The organism is Actinoplanes sp. NPDC049118, from assembly GCF_040648555.1.
Lineage (GTDB): Bacteria > Actinomycetota > Actinomycetes > Mycobacteriales > Micromonosporaceae > Actinoplanes.
Genome location: NZ_JBEZDY010000012.1, coordinates 208,474 through 232,458 on the forward strand (window position 1 = coordinate 208,474; position 23,985 = coordinate 232,458).

Annotated in this window: 28 protein-coding genes; 22 read left to right on the forward strand and 6 right to left on the reverse strand. The window is 71.0% G+C overall.

From position 1 onward, the window contains the following. Positions 1-84 precede the first annotated feature (84 nt). The 5 genes from dnaN to AB0B58_RS20820 form a co-directional block, all read right to left on the reverse strand. Entirely contained in the window at positions 85-3,054 is a 2,970-nt protein-coding gene (gene dnaN, locus AB0B58_RS20800) for a DNA polymerase III subunit beta (protein WP_360225651.1), read from the reverse strand. A gap of 132 nt (positions 3,055-3,186) precedes the next feature. Next, positions 3,187-3,636 carry a hypothetical protein gene (locus AB0B58_RS20805; protein WP_360225654.1) on the reverse strand — a complete coding sequence of 150 codons (450 nt, stop codon included), beginning with the start codon at positions 3,634-3,636 and terminating at the stop codon, positions 3,187-3,189. 1,003 nt (positions 3,637-4,639) lie between these two features. After that, positions 4,640-5,551: a hypothetical protein gene (locus AB0B58_RS20810; RefSeq protein WP_360225657.1), complete on the reverse strand. Its 912-nt coding sequence runs from the start codon at positions 5,549-5,551 to the stop codon at positions 4,640-4,642. A gap of 481 nt (positions 5,552-6,032) precedes the next feature. Beyond that, on the reverse strand, positions 6,033-7,427 hold the full coding sequence (locus tag AB0B58_RS20815) for a hypothetical protein (RefSeq protein ID WP_360225660.1): 1,395 nt from the start codon (positions 7,425-7,427) through the stop codon (positions 6,033-6,035). A gap of 29 nt (positions 7,428-7,456) precedes the next feature. Then, entirely contained in the window at positions 7,457-8,026 is a 570-nt protein-coding gene (locus AB0B58_RS20820; protein ID WP_360225663.1) for a hypothetical protein, read from the reverse strand. 270 nt (positions 8,027-8,296) lie between these two features. On the opposite strand from AB0B58_RS20820, the gene AB0B58_RS20825 reads away from it, so the two are divergent. The 8 genes from AB0B58_RS20825 (at position 8,297) to AB0B58_RS20860 (ending at position 13,370) form a co-directional block, all read left to right on the forward strand. After that, on the forward strand, positions 8,297-8,596 hold the full coding sequence (locus AB0B58_RS20825) for a hypothetical protein (protein ID WP_360225666.1): 300 nt from the start codon (positions 8,297-8,299) through the stop codon (positions 8,594-8,596). Further along, positions 8,589-8,930: a hypothetical protein gene (locus AB0B58_RS20830; protein ID WP_360225669.1), complete on the forward strand. Its 342-nt coding sequence runs from the start codon at positions 8,589-8,591 to the stop codon at positions 8,928-8,930. Before AB0B58_RS20825 ends, AB0B58_RS20830 begins: the two co-directional genes overlap by 8 nt. 52 nt (positions 8,931-8,982) lie before the next feature. Next, the gene (locus tag AB0B58_RS20835) at positions 8,983-9,147 is read left to right on the forward strand and encodes a hypothetical protein (RefSeq protein WP_360225672.1); all 165 of its coding nucleotides are present in this window, start codon (positions 8,983-8,985) and stop codon (positions 9,145-9,147) included. After that, positions 9,144-9,332, forward strand: a complete 189-nt coding sequence (locus tag AB0B58_RS20840) for a hypothetical protein (RefSeq protein ID WP_360225675.1) — start codon at positions 9,144-9,146, stop codon at positions 9,330-9,332. Before AB0B58_RS20835 ends, AB0B58_RS20840 begins: the two co-directional genes overlap by 4 nt. 518 nt (positions 9,333-9,850) lie before the next feature. Beyond that, complete coding sequence (locus AB0B58_RS20845) at positions 9,851-10,678, forward strand: N-acetylmuramoyl-L-alanine amidase (RefSeq protein ID WP_360225678.1); 828 nt, start codon at positions 9,851-9,853, stop codon at positions 10,676-10,678. Then, positions 10,675-11,058, forward strand: a complete 384-nt coding sequence (locus AB0B58_RS20850; RefSeq protein ID WP_360225681.1) for a hypothetical protein — start codon at positions 10,675-10,677, stop codon at positions 11,056-11,058. The genes AB0B58_RS20845 and AB0B58_RS20850 overlap by 4 nt, the downstream gene beginning before the upstream one ends. A 212-nt stretch (positions 11,059-11,270) precedes the next feature. After that, complete coding sequence (locus tag AB0B58_RS20855; protein WP_360225684.1) at positions 11,271-11,675, forward strand: hypothetical protein; 405 nt, start codon at positions 11,271-11,273, stop codon at positions 11,673-11,675. 6 nt (positions 11,676-11,681) lie between these two features. Next, entirely contained in the window at positions 11,682-13,370 is a 1,689-nt protein-coding gene (locus tag AB0B58_RS20860; protein WP_360225687.1) for a hypothetical protein, read from the forward strand. A gap of 148 nt (positions 13,371-13,518) precedes the next feature. On the opposite strand, the gene AB0B58_RS20865 is transcribed toward AB0B58_RS20860, so the two are convergent. Continuing rightward, the gene (locus AB0B58_RS20865; protein ID WP_360225690.1) at positions 13,519-13,920 is read right to left on the reverse strand and encodes a hypothetical protein; all 402 of its coding nucleotides are present in this window, start codon (positions 13,918-13,920) and stop codon (positions 13,519-13,521) included. A 357-nt stretch (positions 13,921-14,277) separates the two neighbouring features. Here AB0B58_RS20865 and AB0B58_RS20870 point away from each other — a divergent pair, with 357 nt between their 5' ends. The 14 genes from AB0B58_RS20870 to AB0B58_RS20935 all read left to right on the forward strand — a co-directional run bounded on the left by AB0B58_RS20870 (position 14,278) and on the right by AB0B58_RS20935 (position 23,960). Continuing rightward, entirely contained in the window at positions 14,278-15,762 is a 1,485-nt protein-coding gene (locus AB0B58_RS20870; protein ID WP_360225693.1) for a phage portal protein, read from the forward strand. 1 nt (position 15,763) lies between these two features. Then, on the forward strand, positions 15,764-16,771 hold the full coding sequence (locus AB0B58_RS20875; RefSeq protein ID WP_360225696.1) for a hypothetical protein: 1,008 nt from the start codon (positions 15,764-15,766) through the stop codon (positions 16,769-16,771). 426 nt (positions 16,772-17,197) lie between these two features. After that, positions 17,198-17,839, forward strand: coding sequence for a hypothetical protein (locus tag AB0B58_RS20880; protein ID WP_360225699.1), 642 nt, complete (start codon positions 17,198-17,200; stop codon positions 17,837-17,839). Between the two features lie 60 nt (positions 17,840-17,899). Beyond that, positions 17,900-18,301 (forward strand): head decoration protein, encoded by a 402-nt coding sequence (locus tag AB0B58_RS20885; RefSeq protein WP_360225702.1) that lies wholly within the window; start codon positions 17,900-17,902, stop codon positions 18,299-18,301. A 15-nt stretch (positions 18,302-18,316) separates the two neighbouring features. Beyond that, positions 18,317-19,348 (forward strand): major capsid protein, encoded by a 1,032-nt coding sequence (locus AB0B58_RS20890; protein WP_360225705.1) that lies wholly within the window; start codon positions 18,317-18,319, stop codon positions 19,346-19,348. Positions 19,349-19,362: 14 nt separating this feature from the next. After that, positions 19,363-19,809 (forward strand): hypothetical protein, encoded by a 447-nt coding sequence (locus AB0B58_RS20895; protein WP_360225708.1) that lies wholly within the window; start codon positions 19,363-19,365, stop codon positions 19,807-19,809. 64 nt (positions 19,810-19,873) lie between these two features. Then, the gene (locus AB0B58_RS20900; protein WP_360225711.1) at positions 19,874-20,572 is read left to right on the forward strand and encodes a hypothetical protein; all 699 of its coding nucleotides are present in this window, start codon (positions 19,874-19,876) and stop codon (positions 20,570-20,572) included. Beyond that, a complete protein-coding gene (locus AB0B58_RS20905) occupies positions 20,553-20,870 on the forward strand; it encodes a hypothetical protein (RefSeq protein ID WP_360225714.1) in 318 nt (105 codons plus the stop codon). Before AB0B58_RS20900 ends, AB0B58_RS20905 begins: the two co-directional genes overlap by 20 nt. Before the next feature lie 57 nt (positions 20,871-20,927). Beyond that, a complete protein-coding gene (locus tag AB0B58_RS20910; RefSeq protein WP_360225717.1) occupies positions 20,928-21,269 on the forward strand; it encodes a hypothetical protein in 342 nt (113 codons plus the stop codon). After that, positions 21,266-21,670 (forward strand): hypothetical protein, encoded by a 405-nt coding sequence (locus tag AB0B58_RS20915; RefSeq protein WP_360225720.1) that lies wholly within the window; start codon positions 21,266-21,268, stop codon positions 21,668-21,670. Before AB0B58_RS20910 ends, AB0B58_RS20915 begins: the two co-directional genes overlap by 4 nt. 75 nt (positions 21,671-21,745) lie before the next feature. Then, a complete protein-coding gene (locus tag AB0B58_RS20920) occupies positions 21,746-22,408 on the forward strand; it encodes a hypothetical protein (RefSeq protein WP_360225723.1) in 663 nt (220 codons plus the stop codon). Between the two features lie 78 nt (positions 22,409-22,486). Next, complete coding sequence (locus tag AB0B58_RS20925) at positions 22,487-22,741, forward strand: hypothetical protein (protein ID WP_360225726.1); 255 nt, start codon at positions 22,487-22,489, stop codon at positions 22,739-22,741. Positions 22,742-22,786: 45 nt separating this feature from the next. Continuing rightward, positions 22,787-23,161, forward strand: a complete 375-nt coding sequence (locus AB0B58_RS20930) for a hypothetical protein (protein WP_360225729.1) — start codon at positions 22,787-22,789, stop codon at positions 23,159-23,161. Beyond that, complete coding sequence (locus AB0B58_RS20935; RefSeq protein WP_360225732.1) at positions 23,145-23,960, forward strand: hypothetical protein; 816 nt, start codon at positions 23,145-23,147, stop codon at positions 23,958-23,960. Before AB0B58_RS20930 ends, AB0B58_RS20935 begins: the two co-directional genes overlap by 17 nt. The last annotated feature ends 25 nt before the right edge of the window (positions 23,961-23,985 follow it).

Sequence of the window (23,985 nt, forward strand, 5' to 3'; positions counted from 1 at the left end):
CCCTTCGTGTGCTTGTGGGTAAGGCGCCCCGTGGCGTGCCCGGCCGGGCACGCCACGGGGATGGGGTTCGGCTGTCGTGCCCGGTCAGGCGGCGGCGCGGGCCGGAAGAACGTCCGGCAATGCGGCCGCCACGGCGTCGTTGACCAGTGCCGACGCCGCCGTCAGCGCGCCCGGCTCGGCGAACCGGATGCGCAGCCGGTACGGCCGGGCGCTCTTGTCCGCCTCGACGGTGGGCACCGTCGCGATCGTGGCGTTGCGCTTGGCCTCGGTCATCGCGTCCACCACGGCCTTGCGCAGCGCCCGCAGCCGCGTCCCGGCGGGCAGGACGAACACCCGTTCGCCGGTGAGGGTGATCGGCGGGACCATCCCGAACGCCTGCCACCGGGCGACCTCATCGGCGGGGGCCGTGACCTGCGTCGGCACGGCCTGCGGCTTCACCGTGGCAGCGGCCGGGGAGGTCTTCGAGGTGGACCGCTTCACCGCCGGTGCTTCCGGCTGTGGCCGCGGTGCGGGTGCCGCTGCGACGGACTTCGTCTGCATCTTCGCCATGGCCGCGTCGACCGCCGCCTCGATCACATCGTCTGGCTGCCCGGCCAGCGCCTCCCGCAGCCGCGTGATCACCGTGTTCTCGCGCGGCGCTGCCACCGCCTGGGGCTCCGGCTCGTCGTCCACGTCCGGTGCCATGCCCGTGGGCACCTGCGGCTGTTCGCGCTCGGTGTCCGGCTCGGGGCCGTCCGCGCTCGGGCCGGCGGCGACGGGCGCCGTCTGCGTGGGTGTTTCGGCTGCGATGTCGGCCAGCGCATCGCGCTCGGCCTCGGCCTGGATCTCCGCCTCCGCCTGCTTCGCGAGGATCGCCCGCTCGATCTCGGCCCACCCGTACGTGCGGTCGTGCTGCCGGTCGTGGAACCGATGCTCCGGCGCCACCTCCATCGCCGTCGCGATGAGCGCCAGTGCACCGTCGAAGTCCCCAGTACCCAGCTTCATGAACGCCTCCAGCGACGTCGCCCGTGGGTCGAACGTCGGCTCTCCATCCACGATCACCGGCGGCCGCTCGACCGCCCTCGCCTGCGCGCCGTCCGGCCCGTTTCCGCCCTGCGGCGGCCACACGCCCTGTGCCGTGTGCGCCGGAATCCCGAACGCGCACGCCACCCGCTGCATCAGATCCGCGTCCTCACGCGAGCGGGCACCGACATACATCCGCTTGCCGTTGCCGTCGCCAGAAACGAGTACGACCACGGCCCGGCCGAACTGCTCGACCGCCTTCCGCGCGCCGTCCTCGGTCGCCTCCGTGACCATCCGACCGTCGACCCGCGCGGCCAGCTGGAGCACCGCCATCCAGATCGGCCCCTCCGGTACCGCCGCCGGGACCTGCCCGCTCACACCCGCCGCTGCAGCCGCCTTCGCGGCCGCCTGCCTGCCGCCGTGGACCTTCGCGTTGCGGATGCGGCCGCACGTGCACTTGGTGAACGGGTTCGGCTTGGTGCCGTCCTCGACCGCCCGCCGGAAGATGTGCGGCTCCTCCGGATCGAGGACCGCCTCGGCGGCGGCTGTCGCCGTCTGGCCGATCACCGCTGGGACGGGCGCCTCCCGCGCCTGCCGGGCTTCCGCGGCCCCGTCCGTACCGCCGGATTGGCTGCCCGTCTCAGCCGGACGCTCCGCTTGCGCATCGGTGGCCGATGCACTCGCGGCCGAGGGCGGTGCGGGCTGCTCTGGCGCCTCGCTTGCCCCGCCCGTGATCCGGATCGTCATGAGCAGGTTTGTGACGCCAGGCACCGGCGCGCCGTCCGCGTCCAGGGGCACGATCAAGAACGGCTTGTACGGGTGCACCAACCGCATCCGCACCCTCGCCGCACCGACGTTGAGCACGTCGAGCAGGTAGCTCGGGTTCACGCCCAAGGTCATGCCGGTGGCCCGCTCGAACTCCTCGCAGGCCTGCTGTCGCGCCTCGACGACCCGCTGGTCTCGCACCTCCTTGGGATCACGGGCATGGCGCTTGCGCGCCTGGGCCGCAGCCTCCTTCATCAGCGTGTTCACCGCCTCCGCGCGGGCCGCGCTCGTCATCGTGACGAACGTGCACTCTTCGTCGAGTACCTCGCTCGCGCGGGCGTCGTCGCTCGTGCCGGCCTCGAGCGTGAGCACGTCATCGGCGAACCGCAGCACCACCGGAGTGCTTCGCTCGGCCGTCACCTCGACCCGCTTGACCGCCGCCACCAGCGCGGCCGTGTCCAGGTCGACCTCCAGCACCGCGTGCTTGGGGATCAGCGACCGCACCGGCGGGTAGTTCGCCCCGTCGATCGTGCGCGTGACCACCCGGACGTGGTCGGTTTCGAGTCCGAACGTCGCGTTGTACCCGCCGTCGAGGTCGTACCCGAGCGTGACCACCACGCCCGGGGTCTTGCCGAACGCCTTCGCGACCTCCGCGAGCAGCTTGCCCGGCACCAGCGCGGCGAACTTGTCGACCTCGTTCGCCCAATCGAAGTCGCGCACGGCAAGGCGGTACCGGTCCGTGGCCTCCAGCGACAGGCGCCCGCCTTCGGAGCTCACCCGGACGGCGGTCATCATCGGCAGCGTCTCGTCGGTGCCCGCGAACTTCGCCACCTGCGCGACCTGGCCTGCCAGCACCGAACTCCCGATCATGCCGACGGTCGGCGGCATGTCCGGCCGGGCGGGGTAGTCCTCGATCGGCATCGTCGGGATCGTGTACGTGGTCTTGCCGTTGGACAGGCGCACCTTCACGCACTCGCCGGCGAGCGTCACCGGCCGGGCCTTCGGCAGGGCCTTGACCATCTCGGTCAGCTTCGACGCGGCCACGAGCACGCTGCCCGGCCGGGTGCAAGTTGCACCCGGGAGTACCACCCGTCGCGCCTGCTCGTAGTCGAACGCCTCGATGGTGACGGTCTGCCCGTCTCCGGCGAGCACCACGCCGGTGAGCACGGGAACGTTCGGCCGCTTCGGCAGCGCCCTACCCACGAACGTGAGCGCGGCCAGCAACTCCGGCTGACCGACGGTGAACATCAAGGTCTGCGCGTGGGCCTGATCTTCGCTGGTGGACATGGTTGGGGAACCTCCGCATGATCGTGCCCGGCCGTGCCTGACCGGGCAGTTCGGATGTCGGACAGGGGTTGTCCGGCACCACTCGACGACCGCCGGCCCGTGCGCGGGCCGGTTGTCGCCGGGCAGCGCCGGTCAGCGGCGAGTGCGCAGGTCCCGTGCTCGCGGCCGCGCCATCAGCACCGCGATGCCAGGACAGGAGTCAGCCAGCTCGCGCGCCCGCACACCGGGGCAGCCGAGGTGCCCGCAGCCGTCGTGACCGACCCGGCAACCGCATCCGTGCACGCACGTCTCGCAGCGTCCCGGCATCTCCTCGATCGCGACCGTGAAGGCGTTGCGGTCCTCGGTCTCGCGGGCCCAACGCCCGGTCGGCGCGCACCCGGTGTGGCGTCGCAGCAGCAGCACGGCCTCGGTGATGGCCGCACCCACGAGCGAACTGCTGCGCCGCTGCCGGGCTTGCAGGCGACCGAGATCCAGGCGCAGCCGCAGCGTGGTGGAGCCGATGCTCACGTGCAGACGCGGGTTGGTGTGCGGGCTGATGAGAGTGGCCGTCCACGCAGGGGCGGACACGGTCACGCTGGGCATGGGGAACCTCCAGGGATGAGCGACGCCCTCCGGCCGTGCCTGGCCGGAGGGCGTTTCGTGTGGGTGTGGGATGCGGGATCTCGGCGCGGGCCACGCGTGTTGCGTGCTGCGCACCGCCATGCTGTCCGGTCGGACCGGACAGATCGAGTGGCAGGGATCAGACCACAGACCCCGGAAGTTGTCAATCCAGGACCAAGCCACCGCGCAACCGTGCGACGCGCGTCCACGCGCAACGCACGCACGCCGCGTGCGCAGCCCGCACGCGTCCGCACCGGCGCCGTCCACATCCGACGATGAAGCCCGCGCGCCCGCAGCCGGCCGCCGGCCCGCGCGCCACCGAGCGCCCCGGGCGCGGATCGCGCTCACGCGCCCGAACATCCGCGCGAGTCGTTCGACCACGGGACCGACACGCCCCAGTGCGCGCGCCGCCGACAGCTACGAACGCGCAACGGCACCCGCACGCGCGGATACCCGCGTGCGCAACGGATTCGCCCGCACAGACCCGATGGGCGCGAGCCGTGCCACGGCGCATGACACGCGAGCGCATACACACCCGCAGCGCGCGAGCCCGCGCGTACGCCTGCCCCAGCGCACGTGGCAGCACCAATCAAGATCACTTCCGCGCGGGCGCGCGCCTCGCCCCGGTGTGGCCCGCGTGCGCCCCTGAGAGGGCCACAGACCTCCGTTCATGGCGTCCGGGTAGCCCGGACAGCCTATGGAATGCGAGCGCCTCACAGTCGCGCTGAGACGCCCCGTCGGGCGCGGCCGCACGCGCTGTCTGGCACGGCATCACCGTTGCGCGATCGGTCATAAGCGGCCGTTCAGTCCGTCCGGGCAGACCGGACGACAAGTTGCGCAATGAGCGCGTCTCGCGCGCGCTGAGGTGCCCGTCCGGTGCACCCGTTCGGGCATACGAAAACGGGCGCACCCCCGGATGGGGGTGCGCCCGTGCGCACATACGGAGCCGGGGCGCGCGCCTACGCGCACGCCCCGGCTCGATCCCTCACGCGATCGTGGCGACCGCCGCGAGAATCACGCTGTCCACGTCGGCGGAGACGGCCGCGCCATCCGCCCGGTACGCGGTAAGCGTCCGCCCGCTCTTGCGGATGCTCACACCCGAGAAACCCGCCCGGGGCAGCGCCCGACGCGCAGCAGTCGCAGCGTCCGCAACCGGCACACCCTGTGCCAGCGTGAACGCGCGGCTACCGTCCGACGCAGGTGAAACCGCAGCGGCCGCCGCAGCACTGCCGCGCGGAGCCTTCGCGGGCGCGGCCTTGCCACGCGCAGCCTTCGCGGGAGCCGACACCGTGGCGGTCGCCGCCTTCGCACGTTCGTCCGCCTTCGCGACCGCCGCGCGGATCGCCTCGGCGATGATCTCCGGCTCGATGTCCTCACCGACAAGCGCCGCCGTGATCTTGGCCGCAAGGCCGTTGCGCGTAACCGCGCCGCTGTTCACGCCCTTTCGGGGCGCCTTCGCGACCGCCGGAACGGCCTTCGGCGTACCGCGAGTCACCGTGACCGGAGAGGCTCCCGTGCGAGCGGCACCGGCACGGACCGGCCGCGCCTGCCGCGCCACCTCCGCGCCCGACTCGATCGCGGGTGACTTCTTGCCCGACAGGTCCACCACGGCCACGTCATACGCGGCGAGTGCGTCAACCGCGTCACGGCCGAGCTTGCGAGTGTCCGCAACCCATCCGCCCACGTGCTCGTAATTGCGGAACTGCAAGCCGAGCCCCTGTCCGCCGAGCACGCGACGCGACTGCAAGCGCGCGCCGTCAACGTCGGCGATCATGAACGGCACGTCGACCAGGACAAAGCGTCCGTCCGTGAGCTTGTAGAGCGTGGGGATCTTCGCAGCCTGAGCGGCCGGACGGTTGGCGATAGCGGTAGCGGTAGCGGTAGCGGTGTTCGACATCGTGTGCCTCCGAGTCGTGTGGGTAGTGCTGCTGTCCGGTCTGACCGGACAGCAGCGGTGCGGCTCAGACGCTCCCCAAAGGACCCGGCCCGTGTCAAGTCATCGCCATGGATATGTGTCCCACGTCACATCAATGGAGCCGAATGGGAGGTCTGAGGCGCGCGCCTGCCCGCGCCTGCCTGTGTACGTGCGTACGCGCTCGCCTGCGTACGTACGCGGCCGGGTGCCTACGCGCCTGCGCATGTCCGCGCGCGTGCGCCCCCCACGGGGGCACCCCCGCCCCCGCGTGCGAGAAGGGCACCGGCATGTTCTGGGCCTCGCGATCTCGCCGAGTTCCAAAACTTTCGGGTCGCGCGCGAATCGGAAAAATCGGACGGGTGTCCGCGGAAGGCAGGGCGCTCGGGTTCTACTAGGTGTAGAGCATGGGCCAGCTTCGACGGCACATCGTCGCGTCCTCTCGGCCCCGGCCGGGGCCGGGACATTAGCCCGAGCGGGTGTGGGCCAATAGCTCTCGTGCCACGCGTACGAGGGTCGATGCCGGCGCGCTTGTCGCGGACTCAGCGATCATTCGAGTGAAGTCCGCCGTGATCACCGATCCTGTTGGATCGGTGGGTACTCGCACCTCGACATCTGGGACTCGGAAGGTGTCGTCCAGGTTCGAGGTGATGGTGTCCACGTCGCGGTAGACGTCGTCGGAGCGCTCGGCTTGCACCCGGACGCGGCGGAGCAGTCCTTGCAGTGTCACTGCGTTGAGCGCGAAGCGGCTCAAAGGCTCCGCCAGATCCTCCCAGCGGGCAGCTGCTGAGTCCTTCCGCCCGGAGATCTTTCGTCGATCGCTGGTTAGGGAAATGAGGTGGGCACCGGCGTTGAGGGCGAGCATGCCTGCGCGGACGTACCATCCATCGCGCCAGTCCGTCGGTGCCTCATCGAGTGAATCGACGTTTAGCCCGGCGCTGGCTCTGGCTGCGGACCAGTGTTCGAGGTTGGGGACGACGAGCCGGGTCAGGTTGAGTCCGAGCAGCCCAGCAGCCATGTCCTCGAGCCGCTTGAGGGAGATCATCGAACCTACGTAGGCCCAGTAGCGGGGGTCGTCGGTCACGTCGTCGCGGGAAAGCAGGTAGGGCAGCACTACCATGAGCTCAGCTTCCGACAAGCTACCGCGCACTACGCCGGATGGTTCGTCAGGATCGTCCCCGGGGGATGGGCTCAGGTCGGCGGTATCTCCACTGATACCCATGCGCAACATCTGGCCGGCCCGAATGAGGCGCGCTGCCGCGTCCTCGACGAACAGGTTTCGGACGACAGCGTTGAATGCGTCGAGTCCAGCAACCTCATCGTGGGCCTCGCCGCTGGCTCCGGTGAGTGCCGCTACATCGTCCGACTCGGAGATGAAGAGCCCACGTCCGCCGCGCATAACACTTCCGCGAACCAGGCGTAGTAGAGGTTCGCGGGCGGAACCGACGGCGGCCAACGCCCGAGAACCGCCGTTGGCGCCATGGTCAGTGATGTCGTCCAACGAGCGGATATCGGTGGCCAGAACACGGGGAGCCTCGGCCACCTCGGCGCGTACTTCGTTGATGATCCCGGGATCGTGCTCTTCCCGGAGCCCGAGCAGGACAGGGCCGAACTCACCTAGGGCCTCGATGTCTCGTCCTGCTGCTGCAGATCCGAGGCTGTAGCGCAGGAAGATGTTCCGGACGGACTCGCGGCCGTTCTCCCGCCAGGTCAGGACGATGTCAGGCGCGTAGCTGTGGTTGAAGTATTCCGTCGTGCGGATGTCGGCTGCCGAGTCGAGGCCTTCGAGTTCCATAACCACGGCTGCTTTGACGCCATCGATGACGTCCTGAGCCAGAGCGTGGCCGAGTGCGGTCTCCACGGCTGCTTGCATATTCGCGCTGGTCATCGCTAGTAGCCCCTCCGGTTGAGCGCCTCGTGGATCTTGAAGAGTTCTTTGCGCTCCAGGAGGAGCTCGCGGTGCCGGTCGTGGAGCGGGATCAACCACAGCCGCGACGCGACCCTGGCCAGCAGATCGTTGTCAAGCTTTCGGTCGGCGAGGGCCTCGGGATGCTTGGCCAGCGCCTCAGCAATCTCCTCCGGGCTGCGAAGGCGGGCCCACTTGGTCTGAGCGAAGGGGTGCGTCGTGAGCCACATGAACTCGCGTTCGGTGTCGACACCGTCTTCGCATTCACGTGCCGTGATGCTGTATGCGTTGGCCAGGTATTCGGTGTAGTCCTCCGGCTGCTTGCCGACCCCGGTGTAAGCCTTGTTCTCAACGGCGAGCGGTCGCCGGCGCTCCCCCAGGAAGTGCCCAACGAGGTCGTAGCGCTTCAGCCTCTTGTCCAGCCGCACGAATGTCGTCTGGTTCATGTCCTCGTACACGTTGAACGGCAGCGTGATGTGGGTCGTGCTCTCGAGGTACTGCTGTGCGTACTTGACACCCACAAGCCCGTCCATGTGGGCGCCCTCAGCTACCATGTCCACAGCGTACGGTGGCACTGCGTGGCCGCGAATTAGACCCACCGTGATCATCTTTTGCCCGAATGGCTGATTCTGGGAGTGGGGGTCACGCTCCTGTCGTCCGTGCTCGCCGGTGAGGGCCTGTGATCGCCATCTCACTTGTGGATCTTGTCTGCCCGTGTCATCGTTGCTGCACGGCAGAAGTCTGTCCGTCGCCACGCCCCGCCCCACCTGGTCGGGGCGTTTTCTGTATCCGCCGACAGCGCATCGCGGATGTAGGGGGTGGTCGTGGACCTCGACGCCTTCCTCACCCGGGCACAGGCCGCCATGGTCACCGGGGTCAGCCCGGACGCGATCGGGAAGTGGCGGGCCCGCGGCTGGCTGCCTCCCGACGGCGCCCGACGGCACCTGCGGGTGCGGCGCTGCGGCGACGGCACCCTGCGGTATCGCCTCGGGGACATCCTCGAGGCCGAGCGCGACACCCGCATGTCCGGCCACTCCCGCCGCGGTACATCGCGCTGCCGTGCATCTGGTCAACGCCCGAGATCACCCGCACGTGCCGCTGTGCCAGGAGATGCCGGTGGCTGACGCAGCGAGTGAAGATCTCCACAGGTTGACCCACATCCCGGTCGAGCCCGTGATCACGGCGCCGGTTGTTCCCGAAGTCACCGCCGATGATCCAGGCCCGCTCACGAAGATCGACATCACGATCGCGGGCCACACGGTCGTCGTCGAGGCGCACCGCTCGATGGAGGACGTCGCCGACCTGGCGTACGACCTGATCCGGCGTACCGCCGTATTCGCGCGCCGCCTGCCGATCGGCTTCGACACCGGCCACGCCGACACGCAGCTGTCGGACTGGTCGAGCCCGGCGGAGATGGCCGCCGCGCCCAGCCCGGATCGCGGGTCGGCGCACCTCTAGGCGCCTTCGCGCCACTTCCCCCTAACTGCTCTTCTGATCGAGGGATACCCCTATGCCTTCTGCGCAGCAGGCGAGTGCGCCCATGCTCGTCACGCCGACCCTGGACCGCGAGGCTCTGGCCGAGCTCGCCGACGAGGTCACCCGCCGTTTCGAGGCGGCGGTCCGCGAGGGCGTCCGCCGCGGTCTGCAGCTGCCCCGCGACGGCGACGACTCGTGACGCCGCTGCATGTGCCGCGTTCGCGTCCGGCTTTCGGTGAGCTTCATCCGGTCGCGAAGGCCATCGTCGTGGTCCTCGGCCTCCTGGTCGTGTTCGTGGTTCTCGCGGTGGCGGCCGCGATCGTCGCGGCGCTGTTGATCGTGCTGGGCTGGTTGTGTCATGGCGTCGCGTCCGCCTGGTCGTGAACCCTGGGCCGGGTCGCACCGGCGCCAGGATCTGCCCCCCGACTGGCCGCAACGCCGCATGGTCGTGCGCGGCCGCGCGGCCGGCCGGTGCGAGGCCGTGGAGCGGGGAGTGCGCTGCCCGGCCCCGGGTACGGACTGCGACCACGTCCGCCCCGGCAACGATCACTCGTACGCGAACCTGCAGTGGTTGTGCGGGCCGCACCACGCGGTGAAGAGCGCCCGTGAGGGTGCGCAGGCGCGGGTGCCGCTGCATCGGCCGCCGGAACGTCATCCCGGGATCGTCTGACCCGCTGCCCCTGGGACAACCTGCGTGCCGTTCGGCTCGCTGTCTATCGCCCGCCTGCGCTCGCGCATGGCGGGCTTCTTCATGCCCGGCCCTCCGACCCAGCGCCCTGCGCTGGCCCGGAACGCGGCCCTGGCAACCCCACCCATCTCGCGAGTTCCGTGTTTCGCCCGCCGCCCACGCGCGCTGAGCGGCCCTCTCCTGCCCATCTCCGTGTCCTCGAGGGAGCACCCCTATGGCGAAGATTCCTGGCGTCCGGTTCGTGGCCGGCCGCAACGTTTACAAGGACGGCGACGGCCGTAAGTACGGCATCGCGATCCACAACACCAGCAACGACGCGAGCGACGAGGGCGAGGCGAACTGGGCCAAGCACCGCCCGGACGGCGTCTCCTCGCATCTCTACGTCGATGGCGACAGCGTCACCCAGTCCCTCGACACCGAGGCCCGTGCCGGGCACGCCGGCAGCCGGCAGGGCAACGAGAACGCGATCTCGGTTGAGATCACGGGAACCAACGGCAAGTCCCGCGCCTGGTGGCTGGCCCACGTCGCGTGGGACAAGCTCGGCCGCGCCCTGGCCTGGCTGATCGTCAACGACTCCGATTTCAAGGGTTTCCAGGTCCGCCGGGCGAGCGTGGCCGAGATGCGCCGCAACCCGAAGGTCCGCGCGTTCTACTCCCACGACGACATGCGCCGGGCGTGGGGCGGCACCACCCACACCGATCCCGGCCCATCCTTCCCTTGGGACAAGCTGTTCGCCGCGGTCAACAAGGGGATCACGGACCTGAAGGGCAAGCCCAAGCCGCCGGCGCCGCCTCCGTCCGCGCCCGCGTTTCCGGGCCGCACGTTCGTCTATGTGGCTGGTCGGGCGGTGATGCACGGCGAGGACATCCGGCGCTGGCAGACCCAGATGCGCCGCCGCGGCTGGACCATCGGCGTCGACGGCGACTACGGCCCGAAGTCGAGGGACGTCGCGGTCGCGTTCCAGCGCGAGAAGCGTCTCGACCCGGATGGGAAGGTCGGCCCGCGGACGTGGGCGGCGGCCTGGACCAAGCCGGTTACGTGAGCGGCGGGACCGAGCAGGTGTGGTACGACGTCGGCGACCCCGACCGGCTGCACGCCGACCTGAGCGCCGACTACGCCCGCACCGCGGCCGCCATCGCCCGGCGGCCCGCCCTGGCCGCCGCGCACCGCGACTGCGCGCAGTGCGCGGCGATCCGCGCCGCCGTGAACGCCCCGACGGCAGGACGGCGGCGCCGGATCAAGATCGTGTTGCGGCCGTCGCAGCTGCACCAGCTGCTCGGCCTGCCGCAGTCGCACCAGGTCGTCTTCGTGTACGCGCCGCCGGACCCGAACGCCGTCATGGTGCTCGTCGAAGGTGACGACCTGCCGGAGACGGCCGAGAGCGACCCCACCCCGTCCGTCCCGCCTGCTCCGTCCGCCTAGCTTTCTGCATCCCGCCCCGCCGCTGCCGGCACGCCCGTCATGGGCGTGCCGGCAGCACCCCGACATGGGAACGGTGGGTGGTGAGCATGGCTCGGCCGGGACCGGCACCGAACAACCGCAGAAGCGGGCACGGCGGCGCCGAATTCACTGAGGTCCCCGACAGCCCCTACGCCGGGCCGGGCAGTGAACTCGATCTGCCGATGGTGCCGGGGATGAACTGGTTTCCGCAGGTCACCGCGTGGTGGGAGCAGCTGCGCATCATGCCGCATTGCGTGCTGTGGGCGCCGACGGACTGGCTGTTCGCGATCGAGACGGCCTACCTGAAGCAGGACTTCTGGACGAGCTACTTCTCCGGTGAGCTCCACGCGACGAAGGCGACCGAGATCCGCCGGCGCGAGGACCAGATGGGCGTGACCCGCGAGGCCCGCCGCAAACTGCTGATCCGCTACACCGACCCGAAACTCGCCCCCGCCACCACCGAGCCGCCGCCGGGTGACGAGCTCACCGGGGCGGCCGGTACGCCCGACCCCGACCCGGGCGGCGCACCTGGCGGGGCCGAGAACGTGACGGACCTGGCTGACGCGCCGTCGCGGCGTCGGCGGCTCGCCGCCGGGTAACCCGCCATGCCGCGCACGCTGGTGCGCGCCCCCGGCCACGACCGAACCCGCTCGCTCGGCTGGCTGGCCCTCGCCTGGATTGAATTCCTGGTGCTCCAGGGGCCCGGCGCGGTGCAGGGCCAGCGGGTGCACCTCGTTGACGAGTTCGCCGGATTCGTCCTCGACTGCTACGCCCTCGACACGGCGGGCCGCCGCCTCTACGACGCCACCTTCATCAGCCGCCCGAAGGGGTCGGCGAAGAGCGGCCTCGCCGGGATGATCGGCCTGTTCGAGGCACTCGGCCCGGCGCGTTTCCTGGGTTTCGCACGCGGTGGTGAGGTCTACCGCGACCCGTGGGGCCTCGGATTCGCCTATACGTACGAGCCGGGCGAGCCGATGGGCCAGCCCGTGCACGTGCCGGTCCTGCGGATCATGGCCACCGAAGAGGGCCAGACCGGCAACGTCTTCGACACCATCTACTACAACCTCACCGAGGAAACCGCCCCGCTGTATGGGGTGCCCGGTGTCGATGCCGGCCGGACCCGGATCTACCTGCCCGGCGGCGGGGAAGTGCTGCCGTCAACCGCGTCCGCGTCCAGCAAGGACGGTGGTCGCGAGACCTGGTGCTGCTTCGACGAGACGCACCGCTACAACACGCCGGTCCTGCGGGACATGTACGCGACCGTCACGCAGAACCTGGTCAAGCGCAAACTCAGCGGAACGTGGTTCTTGGAGACCACGACGATGTTCGCGCCGGGCGAGGACTCGGTCGCCGAGGTCACCTACCGCGAGGCCGAACTCATCCGCACCGGCCGCAAACGCGGCCGGGTCCGGCAGCTGTTCGATCACCGGTGGGGCGAATGCGCCGACCTCACCGACGAGCCCGCTCTGCGGGCGGCGATCGTCGAGGCCTTCGGCGACGCGATGGCGTGGAACGACCTGGACGGCATCGTCGACCAGATCTACTCCCTGCGCGCCATCCCGTCCAACAGCCGCAGGTTCTTCCTCAACGCCGAAACCTCGAGCAGCGATGCGTGGATCGCGGCGAAGGAATGGGACGCGCTCGCCGACCCGGACAAGCACCTCGCCGACCGCGACGTCGTCACGCTGGGCCTGGACGCGAGCATCTCCGGCGACTCCACCTGCCTGGTGGCGTGCCGGCTGTCCGATGGGCACCTGGAACTGCTCGGGTACTGGCTGCCCGCCGACAGCGACGACGGCCGCCTGGACCGGGTCGCAGTCGACGCCGCTGTCGCCGCGGCGATGGCCCGGTTCCGGGTGGTCGGCTTCTACGCCGACCCGCCGCACATCCAGGACTACCTCGACAAGTGGACGGCCGAGTTCGGCGACAAGCTGAAGGTCCGCGCGTCGCAGGCTCGGCCCCTGGAATGGTGGACGGCGCGGGGCCGGTCGATGGTCTCCGCGCTGGAACGCTTCTACGAGGCGGTCCGGGGCAAGAGCATCTCCTACACCCCGGCGCCGGAGCAGATCGAGGGCGGTGAGGGCCTGGCGGTGGTCCTGCGCCGGCACGTCCTCAACGCCCGGCGGCGCCCGTCGCGGGCGGGTCTGCAGATCGGCAAGCGGTTCCCGAAGAGCCCGGATCTCATCGACGCCGCGGTCGCCGCGGTGCTCGCCTACGAATGCCGGGCGGACGCCATCGCCGGTGGGGTCAACCCGAAGCCGAAGCGCCGGTATCGGGCCCGGCGCATCCGCTGATCGCCGGACCGTGAACTGGCTCGGGCTGGGCTCAGCCGGGCATCGTGGCCGGGGTACCTGCCTGGCTGTGAACCCGCGGGGCGGCGCAGACCTGTACCGCCGTCCCGCGGGTGCCGTTCGATGTCGAGTCAGGCCCCGGTGTACGGCGTCACCCGAAGGTCCGCATGCCGAGCTGCCACCGCGGCGGCTGGTCGGCCTCGGCGCCGAGGGTCTTCATCGCCCATTCGAGGCGCTGGCGTTCGTCGGGGAACGTCACCCACTCGTCGTCCTCGAGGGGGTGCAGCACGTCGTCCTCGACGATCTTGACCCTGGCCGCGAGGAAGAGGTTCTCGGAGTACGCGTCGCCCCATTCCTCGACGTGCAGCCCGATGACGGACAGCCGGTACTGCGCATCCGCCTCGGGGTCGTCGAGCAGGCCTTCGGCGCTCGCCTCGTGCGTGCGTGCGTCGATCTCCGCCGCGGTGAGCAGCAACTGCCGGGTCTCGTCGACGTCCAAGCCGGTCGGCAGGTCGTAGCCGTAGGCGAGGAACGCGACAGCATTTCCAGGCAAGGCTGAACCTCTTTCATCGACGGTCGGCACTCAGCATGCCTGCCGCGCCCCGGAGCCCGGGTGACAGATCAAGGACAGACGCCCACCCGTTGGCTCTTGGCGCCCCGCGCGAGAGCAATGGCCCCGTACGCGGCCGTTCTCACGTACCTGGCTCCGGCCGCATCCGCCTATCCACAGCGTGTGGACACAGTGGTCGGCCGCAAGGGGATGCGGATATGAGTGCGGCCCGCCGATTCACGGGGGACACCGGCGGGCCGTACCTGATCAACGATATTCCTTGATCGATGCATCGTCGACCCGATTCGCCCTGGGTTGCTGTGATGTGTGCCCCCGTACGGCGGTCGGGGGTGAGCCTGCGTGCCGATCGACGTGCAGACCCGCTACTCGCCGGGCTGGTGGATGGACCGCTTGTTCACCAAGCTCTACCAGCGCCGCCGGCAGCAGCGACTGCGGTTGCTGGCCGACATCTATTGCGGTAACCCGCCGCTGCCGATCGGCGCGGAGAACGTCCGCGAGATGTACATCGCGTTCCAGAAGCTGGCCCGCTCGAACTATGCGCAGCTCGCGGTCGCGGCGGTGTCGGAGCGGATGACCCCGGTGGGGTTCCGGACCGCGGCCGACGGTGGTGCGGTTGGGGACAAGCTCGCCGCGCAGATCTGGAAGCGGTCCGGGATGCCGGTCACTGCGGCGGACGTGCACGACATGATGCTCAATCTCGGCGAGGCGTACGTCATCGTCGGCCCGGTCGATGAGGAGACGGGCGCGCCGGTCGTCACCGCCGAAGACCCGCGGACCATCATCGGCGAGCCACATCCGGTGAACCCGATGCGGTTGCGGGCGGCGCTGAAGGTGGTGCGTGACGACATCGAGGGTGAGGACCGCGCCTACCTGTACCTGCCCGGTGAGGTGTGGGTCGCCCGCCGCACTGCCACCTACGCCGCCCGCAGTCTCGGCAGCATCGGCGTCACCTGGAGCCCTCGGGCATGGGACTGGGCGCCTGAGCGTTCCGGAGCGCTCGGCTTCAACCGGCTGCCTGTGGTCCGGTTCCTGAACAAGGACCAGATGGGGGAGTACGAGGCCCACCAGGATCTGCTCGCGCGCATCAATCACCAGACGTTGCAGCGCCTGGTCATCGCCACGATGCAGGCTTTCCGGCAGCGCGCGGTCAAGGGCCTGGACGACGTCGATGAGGAGACCGGCGAGGAGATCGACTACTCCGATCTGTTCGTGATGGACCCTGCGGCGCTGTGGCAGCTGCCGGCCGGGGCGGAGATGTGGGAGTCCGCCACGGTCGACCTGCGCCCGATCCTCGACGGCGTCAAAGCGGACGTGCAGGAGTTCGGCGCGGTCACCCGCACGCCGATGACGATGCTCCAGCCCTCTGGCGTGAACCAGTCCGCGGAGGGGGCGTCGCTGCAACGCGAGGGCTTGATCTTCAAGACGCAGGACCGGATCGACCGGACCAGTCTGCCGTGGTCGCAGGTCATGGCCCTGAGCTTCTTGCAGGCGGGGGAGCCGGCCCGGGCGGATCTGTCGAGGCTCGAGACGCTGTGGGCGTCGCCGGCCCGGCTGTCACTGTCCGAGCGCGCCGATGCCGCGTCCAAGGCGGGCAACGACATTCCGCGGCGGATCCGGCTCATCGACATCTGGGGCTACACCCCCGAGCGTGCCGACGAGCTGGAGTCCGAGTGGGACGAGCAGGAGCTGCGTGAGGCGCAGATCGCCGCCGCCGCGCAAACCCCCGACCCGACCGCCCCGGCCCCGGCCGCGCCGCCGGTACTGCCGTCGCTGGACGGGCTCGCCGCGCCTGCCGTCACCGACGAAGGGGAGGGGCTGATCTGACATGCCGGGCCCTGACGGGCAGCTCACCAAGGCCGAACTCGCCCAGCTCGTCGCGCTGATCAACGCCCAGGCCGCCGCCCGGGAACAGGTGACCCGCACTGCCGTGAACGGCACCCGGTCCCGGCTGCGGACGTTCCGCGGCTGGTGGCGCCCCGGCGAGGTCGCCGCGCTGATCGCGGAGATTCGGCGCCTGGTGCAGCCGTCGCAGCGGCGCATGGCGCGGCTCACTGACGCCTACCTCGCCCGCAGCACGTCGGTGATCCTCGGCCGCAGGGTCGGCCCGGTCGGGCTCATCGACATCACCGCCCTGCGCCGGGTGCTGTCCCCGCTCACCGAACAGGTTCTCGCCGCGGCGCTCACCGCAAGCCTCGGCGCGGACCCGGCCCTGCCCGCCGGGCAGGCCGACCGCGCCACCGGCGACGGCGCCCGCGCCGACACCCGGCCGCTGGATCCGGGCGTGCCGTATGAACGGCTGGCCAGCTTCTACCGCTACCAGATCGCCGAGGGCCAGCCCGACACGGTCGCCCTGCAGACGGTCCTGCAACGCGCCGCCATGGTGGTCGACACCGACATCAGCCTCGCGCACCGCGCCCAGGCCCACCGGTTCATGCGCGTCCGCCAGGTGCGCGGCGGCTACCGCAGGGTGCTGCGCCCGGAACTCGGCAGCGGCGGTCCGCCGTGCGGGATCTGCGTGGTCGCCGCCGACCGCGTCTACTCCTACGAGCAGTTGCAGCCGATCCATCCGGGCTGCCGCTGCGGCGTCATCGCCGTCGGCGACACGGCCGACCCCGGCTTCTCCATCAACGCCGACGACCTCGCGGCCATCTACGCCGCCGCCGGTGGCAACACCCGCGAGGCGCTGCGCCAGATCCGTGTGCAGGTCACCGAACACGGTGAACTCGGACCGATCCTCATCAACGCCGATCAGCACTTCCGCAGCCCGCGCGACGTCGCCCGCACTACGCGCCGCGACGCCGCCCCGGCCGACGCCGACCGCGTCGCCGCGTAGCCGCACCCGGTCGATCCCGCACCACCTGCTGTCCGGCGCACGCCGGTCGGCTGCTTCGTCGCGCGCCCGTCAGGGGCCCGCGTTCACCTTCACCCGACATGGGGACACCACATGCGCATCGCCTTGCCCACCACCGTGCCCACCGCGACCGTCGAGCTTCCCGGGCATCCCCGTCTGCAAGATCCACACACCGGTGAACCGATGCGCGCGCTCGGTCTCACCCGTGCCGGTAAGCCGATCTGGCCCGTCAGGGGCGGCTCGCAACCGGTCGGTGAACCCGGCGCGGCACCGACCGGCGCCCCTGGCACCGGCACCCCGCCCGCACCCCCTGCGCCGCCGGGCACGCCACCGCCCGCGCCGGGCCCAGCGAGTCCGCTGCCCGGCCCGACCCCGCCGTCGGGCGGGGAAGCGGGATATCCGGCCGGGTTGCCCCTGGAACAGATGACCGGCGAGCAGCGGGAGGCGTACTGGCGGCACTACGCGCGCCGCAACGAGGACCGCCTCAAGGCGATGGGCGACTACGAGCAGCTACGCGCCAAGGCCGCCGCCCACGACGACCTCATCGCCGCGAACCAGACCGAACACGAGAAGGCCGTGACCGCGGCCCGCGACGCCGGCCGGGCCGAGGCCATGCAGCAGGCAGGCGCCGTCCTGGTCGACGCGCACCTACGGGCCGCGGTCGGTGCCCGGTTGCAGCCCGATCAGGTCACCGCGCTGATCGCCGGGGTCAACACCGCCGGGTTCCTCACCGCGGACGGCATCGGCGTCGACACCGACAAGATCGGCGCTTTCGTCAACGCCGTCCTACCGTCAGCGGCATCCGCGCCCGCCGCACCCGTGGTCACTGCGGTGCCCGCCGCCTCGGCCGCAGCCGCCCCGGCGCTGCCCGGGGCCGTACCCGGAACACCCGCGACGTCACCGGCGAGCGTCGGCCTTCCCCGGCAGCTGCCCGACTACGGGCAGGGCAACCCCGGCACCACCACGCTGACCGGCCTCGCCGCCGGACGCGCCGCCGCGCAGGCCCGCTTCGCCAGCCGCCAGCAGCCACGGCCCGACACCCCGGCCTGACCTTCCCTCTCGGGCGTCAGCCCGTCCCCGCCCCGTCTTGCAAGGAGGGCAACGCCCCCAATGGACATCTCCGTCAAGACCATCTCCTACCCGGTCGAGGACCGCGCCTGGCTCGGCTCGGCCCACGGCACCGACTGCACCGAATCCATCACCGTCGCCACCAGCGAATTCACCCGGACCACGCACTACCCGAACGGCGCCATCCCGTCCGGGATGCCGGTCGCGCTGATCACCTCCGGCGACAAGGCGGGCCTCTACGGCCCCTACGGCCCGACGGAGACCAACGGCCAACAGCACCTAGCCGGCCACCTCTTCTCCTCGATCCGGGTCCCCGACAACGGCGCGAACGTCGGCGCCGCCCTGCTCTGGCACGGCGCGATCGTCATCGCCCGGCTGCCCGCCGGCCACGGCCTCGGCCCCGCCGGCATCGCCGCCGCCCCCGGCTCCCTCCGCTACCGGTAAGGACACCCCCACACGATGATCAACTACGACCTGGTGGAGCCGGCCGTCCTCACCGGCTACGTGCGCTGGATCCCGTCTCCGGCGAACTACACCCTGAACCAGTGGCTGCCCGACGAGACGATTCCCGACATCGAGGCCGCCTTCGACACCCTCATTCGGACCAACAGGGCGGCGAAGTTCAGGGCCTTCGACGCTGAGACCCCGGTGGGCTCCAGGCCGGGACTGGAACGCAAGCGGGTCGCTCTCCCGCCATTGGGGCAGAAGACCCCGATCGGGGAGGAGGAGCGGCTCAAGCTGGAGCGGGCACGCTCCGGCGGCGACATCACTAGCGCGATGGTCGACGCGGTCTACAACGACGCCGAGATCAACACCAGTGCAGTCCACGCCCGCCAGGAACTGGCCCGCGGTGACGTGCTGACCGACGGGCGGTTCACTTTGCGCGGCGAGAACGGTTTGACCTTGGAGGCGGACTTCGGGGTGCCGCCGTCGCACCTGCCCGTCGCCGCGATCTCCTGGACCAACCACGCCGACTCCGACCCGTTCGACGAGATGCGCGGCTGGGCCGACATCTTCACCGACGACGCCGGTGAACCGCCCGCCTGGGCGGTCACCTCCCGGACCGTCATCGGGCACATGCTGCGCAACGAACGCGTGCGCCGGCTCGCCGCCGGCAACGGCGTGACCCCGTCGATGATCAGCCGGGCGCAGCTCAACACCCTGCTCGAGTCGTTCGAGCTGCCGCAGCTGGTCTCATATAACACCCTCGTCGACGTCGACGGGGTCTCCACCCGCCCGATCCCCGCCGACCGGATGGTGTACCTGCCGCAGGATCCGCGCACCCTGGGCCGCACCATTTGGGGCATCACTGCCGAAGCGCTCGAACTGGTCGGCGGCACCAACCCGCAGCTCGCCTTCGAGGAGCTTCCAGGCCTGATCGGCGTGGTGATGAAGGAAGGCGACCCGACCAGGACGTGGACCAAGGTCGGCGGCGTCGGTATGCCCGTCATCGGCCAACCGCAGCGGCTGCTCACCGCCAAGGTTCTGTAAGCGAGGTGGCCGACATGCAGCAACGCCGCCTCGCCGCCTGGGTGATCATCGACGGTCGGGCCTATGGCCCGGACCACGACCTGCCCGCCGACATCGCCGCACGGATCACCAACCCGCGCGCCTGGCCACCCGAGCACGCCGGCCCGCCGGAGCCCGAGCCCGTCTTCGCCGGCTTGGCGGCGCCGACTTGGACCCTCGACGCCACACCGGCGCCCGAACCGGAATCGGAACCGGCGCCGGTGGTGGTGCCCCCGGACAGCGACCCGGCAAGCGACGGAGACGGCGGTGGCTCGCCGGCCGTAGTGCCGCCGCCGCGCTCCGGTAAGGGCTCCGGTGCCGAGGCGTGGCGGGCATACGCGGCGGCGGTGCACGTCACGGTGGCCGATGACGCCGACCGCGGCGACATCATCGCCGCCTGCGTCCGGGCCGGGCACCTGCGCACCACCGACGACGCCGACTGATGGCGCCGCAACCCCGATGTCGCGTCGCCGACGTGCACCAGGCGCACTGCGACGGAGGTGAGCCGTGGACGTCGGCGACGCCGTCGAACTGATCTTCACCACCACTCCCGGTGCGACGGTCACTGCGACCTGGTCGCGGCCGGACGGCACCGTCGTCATCGACGCCGCGCCGGTCGTCGAGTCACCGTCGGCGCCGGGGCAGTACCCGGCGACGTTCATCGGCGATCAGCCGGGACTGTGGCGCGCGGTGTTCCGCAGCACCGGCACGGCCGCGCAGAGCGAGGCGTACCACGTGCGGTTCCGCACCATCGACGGGCCGCCGCCGCTGGCCACCGTCGAGGAGTACACCGAACTGTTCGGGGCGCTGTCCCCGGCCCGCGAAGCCCTCGTGCGGGCGTTGCTGCGCCGGGCGTCGCAGCTGGTCCGCGACACCTATCCCACGCTGGGCGAGCGGATCGCGTCCGGGCAGCTGCCAGGTGACAGCGTCGGGCTGGCCGTACTCAACATGACGGTGCGGGTCATGCGCAACCCGGACGGGCTGCGCGCGCAGACGACCGGCCCGTTCTCCCGCTCCTACGACCCGGACCTGGCCAGTGGCTTGCTTGCGCTGACCGCCGCGGACACGACGCTGCTGGCCGGCGTCCGCCGCAACCGGCGCCGGGCCGGGACCATCTGGACGCGGCCCGGACACACCGTCGACCTTCGCTACTTGGACCATCTCCGCCTTCTCGCCCACCTGCGCGATGTTCGCCGCAGGCGGTGACACCGAGCCGGTCGTGATCGTGCACCCGCCGCGTAAGGACGGGTTCGGCGATCCGATCCCCGGCACCGGCGCCGAAACCGTGGTGCCCGACTGCCTGTTCGCTCCCGGCGCTACGCGGGAGCTGGAGGTCAACGCCAACACCGTGCAGGCCGACGCCACCGTGTACGCCCCGCCCGGCACCCGGGTCGACGCCCAGGATCAGGTCCGGGTCCGCGGGCTGCTCTACGAGGTGGCCGGCACCCCGCGGGAGTGGCTCAACACCGTGACCGAGATCCCGGTCCGCCGCACGACCGGCTGACCCATGCACCCCGGTGGCGCGGCCGGATCCCACCCGGACGGCCAGGGGGTGACGGGCATGGTCGAGGTGCGGGTGCGCTTCGTGCTCGACAAGAAGGGCATCGCCGCGTGCGCGGTCGGCCCGGAACTACGCCACGCGGTGCACGACATCGCCGCGACGGCGCTGCCGTACGCCGAATTCATCTCGCCGCGCGACACCGGCGACTACGAGCGCTCGTGGGAGATCGTCGACACGATCGTCACCGACATCGGCCGCCCGCCGATGGCCCGGGTCACGGCGCAACTGGCCAACACGTCCGATCACGCGATCCTCGTCGAGGTCGGCACTCCCACCGTCGACCCCCACCGGGTGCTCGCGAAGGTTCTCGACTGGATCGACGTCCTCGGGCGCGGCACATGAGCGATCTCGCCGACCTCACGCGCCGATTCCCCGACGTCCACGTGCTGCTCATCGAGGTCCTGACCCCGCTGATCGGCGCGGGCCGGGTCGCGACGCAGACCCCGGCCGACCTCGCACAGCGGCTGCCGTTCGCCCGGGTGACCCGCACCGGCGGGCACAGCGACCGGCTCAGCGACCACGCCCGCGTCGACGTCGACGTCTTCCACAAGACCTACACCGAGGGCGAGCAACTGGCCGCCCGCGTGCACGAATTCCTGACCGGGCAGCGGCTGCGCGCCGGCAACGGCCGCGTCGACCGCGTCGGCGTGGACGCCGTTCCGATCGAGCTGCCGTGGGCGCCCGGCATCCGCCGGTTCACCGGCCGATACCTGCTCGTCAGCCGCCGCGCCCCCGCGCGCTGACCCGCGCACCGCCACCCTCCTCCACTTCCGCCCGAGCCTCGTGCCGGGCGGCTACTCGTCTGTGAGGTGAGCTGCGTGTCGTACGCGGCCCTGCAAGACAAAAAGGCCGAACTGATCCGTAAGGCGCTCGACGGCAGCGTGTTCGTCGCGCCGGAGAGCGTGCCCTCACTGGGTGCCCTGACCACCACCGGTGGGGAACTGCTGCCGCTGCCTGCCGGGTGGGGCGACCTCGGGCACCTGAGCACCGACGCGGCAGCGTTCGCCCGCACGACGGAGACGACGAAGGTCCGCTCGTTCGGGTCGGTCGAGTCGACCCGCGAGGACGTCACCAGCGACGAGATCACGATGGCGATAAACGCGCAGGAGACGAAGAAGCAGGTCATCGGCCTGTTCACGGGCGCTGACGTGGCGGCGCTGCGCGCGACCGCCGGCAGCGGTGAGGTCGCCATCGCCAAGCCGGACCGGCCCAAGCCGCGGTACTACCGGGTGCTGGGTCTGTTCGTGGACGAGGTCGAGGCCGGGGAGATCTACTTCGGCCGGTACATGCCCAGGGCCCGGATCACCGAGTTCGGCGATCAGAACATGGGCGAGGGCGACGACCCGATCCAGTATCCGATGACCTTCACCGGATACAAGGACAGCGCGGTGGGGTTCTCGCACCGCTGGCACTGGGCCGGGCCGGGATGGCTTGCCCTGCTCGCCTCCATGGGTTTCGACCGAGAGCCCACCACCCCGTAACCGCCATGGGTGGCCACGCGCGTCGGCTCCAAGCCTGTCGCCATCCCCGCATCCCCGGGACAAGAGAGAAGGAGTCGTATGGCCGTGAACCGAGGGCCAGGGCTGTCACCGTCCGGCAGCGACGGCACGCCGCTGGGTGCGTACGTCAAGGCCGGCGCTGACGGTGAAGTCATCGAGCGCATCGCCTACACCGCGTCGGATGCGGTGGCGCTGGCCTTCGACGGCTGGCTGCCCAAGCTCGACGGCACCGCTTCGGCGCCTGCCCCTGCGCCCGCTGCCGAACCGGCGTCCGCTCGTGAGCTGCGGGCCGGCGCCACCACCAAGAACCGCTGACCCGGCGCGGCCGCGTGCCGTACCGATCCGTGAGGAGTTTCCCTGATGACTGCTGTAACCCCGCACGACGACACCACCACCCTGGCCGGCGCGGTCCTCGATGTCGCGCCGGTCCTCGGGGACGGAGATGTCGAGGTGGTGTGCGACCTCGACGCCTACGAACGCCCGACCGATCGGCCGAAGCCGTTCTGGTTCACCTACAAGGGCCGCAATTGGCTGCTCATGGATCAGATCGACACCGACTGGCAGGAGCTCGACGCGGCGCAGGGCAAACCCCGGTTGATGATGCACACCCTGCTGCCCCCGGAGCAGCGGGCCACGCTGCTGGCTCACCGGATGGAGATCTACCGCCTGGAGAAGCTGCTGGGCGACTACCGGGCGCACTACAACCTCAGCCCTGACGGTGTCCCCGCGCCCTGACCCACCGGCGTACGGGTTCGACCTCGATGAGGTCGACGCGGAGCGACCGCACCGCCGGCTGCGGGTCCGCGCGTTCGGTCGGCCGGTCCGGCTGCGGGATCCGCGCACGGCGTCGTGGCGCGCGGTCGCCGCCGGCACAGGCGACCGGCGGCTATTCCTACAGCTGCTGGTCTACCCCGACAGCCGGCCGTTGGTGGCTGCGCTGCCCGAGTACCGGATGCGGCACCTGGTGCGCACCTACCGCACCCACTACGGGCTGTGCGCTAGTCCGGCCGATGACCAGCGCCTCGCCGGTCTGCTGGCCCGCTACGGAAAGGCCATCGAACGTGACCTGCTGCCGCACGGGCTCGACCTGCACGCGCTGTGGCAGCAACGCCGGTGGCGCAGGCTGCTCAACGTCATCGACGCGCTGCCGCGCAACAGCCACTTCGTCGAGGCGCTGAGCGATGACGAGCAGCTCGCCGAGCAACTCCTGGATCGGCCGCCGGCCGGGCCGGGGCGGCTGGCGGCGGCGATGTCGCAGTTCAGCCCGGAGCTGGAGATGGCCACGCACACCTACGACCGGCTCGGGGAGCTGATCCAGGCGGTAACCGCCGCCGCCGGCGGCAAGCCACCGAAGATCGCCGCGTATCCGCGGCCGCGGACCGCCGCCGACCGGGTGCGCAAGCGCCGCGCCCGCGTGCAGCACCGCAGCCTGGTCGCCCGGCTGCTGCCCAACGGCACCCAACCCGCCCCGCCCCGCCCGCCCGCACGCCGGAGCAGCCGGGCCGCCGGCGACCCCGTCCCCGCGGCCCAATAGCCGTCGTCGCGTCTCGCCGTAGCCG